Genomic DNA, 1,501 nt, shown 5'->3' with positions numbered 1-1,501 from the left:
CTCGCGGGGAGATCGCATCACCATAAATTGTAATGATTAGCGAGCCGCCGCGGATCGGGCGCTGGTTTTTGAACTCTTCTACGAGTTCTTCGATACAGCGAAGTTTTGTCATCAAAAAAATCTGCAAATCATTTGTTGTTGACTGCAGGCAGGATGATTATCCCGCAAGCCCTTAATTTACAGGGAATTCTAGTGTGTCCCGCTGTCACCTTCAACTGAATAGGTGGTGTCTTGCTGGGCAATGGTGGTCTCAACAAATGGTTGACATGCAGTGAATGATACACTAATTTTGATTCCGGCGTCGAATTTTGTGTCACTTTGGGTGGGCAGGATTGGGAGAGCGGCGCTGTTAGGTTTGCGTTAGTTAGTTAATGTGCGTTTTGCTCAGAACAATCGGAGATAACCGTTTATGAAGACTTACGATAAGGGCGATAAACTGCCAGAGCACTATAAAGAGTGTCTGATCAACCTGATGACGTTTCAGGCTGATTCTGAATACGCCGGTGCTCAGCGTGTAGCTGAAAACCATCGCTTCGCGCCACGCCCGGAAGAAGCGTACCGTCTCTCCAAAAAAGTCATGGAAGAGATGGGTCACGGCTACTACATCTGGAACCTGCTGCGTGATCTGGACGTTGATGTTGATTCACGTCTGCACGAGCTGGCATCAAATCCGGAAAATCCAGATTCAAGCAAAGTCAATGTGATCAACGGTTTCCGTAAAGAAAACTGGTCTACCTGGTTCGAGTGCTGGGAAGATGTTGCCCTGTTCTCAACCGTAGTAACCCCTGCGGCTGTGGCATTCCTGGGCCAGTACCGTGAGTGTTCTTACCTGCCATGGGCGCGTGTAAACGTGCGTATCCATAAAGAAGAACACGGTCATCTGGCATTTGGCGTTTGGGCATCCAAGCGTTGCATCGAATTTGGTGGTGAGAAAACCCGTGAATTCATGCAGGAACGTATTGCTAAGTTCATGCAGGTTGGTCTGGGTTTCTACGGCCGTCCTTCTGAAGGTGGCAAGAAGTCCGAGATGTTCGATATCTACCACGAGTATGGTCTGAAGGTTAAAACACCTGAAGAGCTGCAGGCTGAATATCTGGAGCTGTTGGAAGACCGTCTGGGTGATATCGGTTTCGTACTGCCACAAGGTGTTGAGCCAAACTACGACATGCGCGTAGGTTACGGCGTAGAGTGATTAAGAGGGTTTAATCATGATTATCCCATCTCCAGATAAATTAGTTGAAAGCAATGTCAGTGTGTTGGCCAAATTTGGCTATAAAGCATTTGATGGTGCTGAGGAAGACTGGTCTGGGATGTGGGCGCTGCTGAAAGGGGACTTCGCTACGGCGGAGTTTCCTGACGTATCAGATTTCGCCGACATGCGACCAAGTCAGCAGGAAGCTGCAAAAATTTATATGCGCCGCCGTCTAATCGCAGATCGATTCTTTGAAGAGTGTCGTGCTGTTCAGGCTGATCTCTATAAAGGTATCAATACTGATCAGAT

The 1,501-nt window shown here is 48.1% G+C and carries 2 protein-coding genes; both read left to right on the top strand.

Translation table 11 applies throughout. The annotated features are described in order from the left end of the window. Positions 1–409 precede the first annotated feature (409 nt). Positions 410–1,192 carry a Phenylacetic acid catabolic protein gene (locus ABYW01_RS21135; RefSeq protein ID WP_193953245.1) on the top strand — a complete coding sequence of 261 codons (783 nt, stop codon included), beginning with the start codon at positions 410–412 and terminating at the stop codon, positions 1,190–1,192. A 16-nt stretch (positions 1,193–1,208) separates the two neighbouring features. Then, positions 1,209–1,501, top strand: a 293-nt coding sequence (locus tag ABYW01_RS21130) for a hypothetical protein (protein ID WP_372836555.1), incomplete at its 3' end; no start/stop codon positions are given.

Source organism: Pontibacterium sp., assembly GCF_041587635.1.
Classification (GTDB): Bacteria; Pseudomonadota; Gammaproteobacteria; order Pseudomonadales; family Balneatricaceae; genus Pontibacterium.
Note: the sequence above shows the minus strand (reverse complement) of the source record. Positions and strands in the feature narration are given on the sequence as shown.

Bases quoted from the DNA above. Each gene is read 5' to 3' on its own strand.
- ABYW01_RS21135 (WP_193953245.1), top strand. From the start codon at position 410: ATGAAGACTTACGATAAGGGCGATAAACTGCCAGAGCACTATAAAGAG.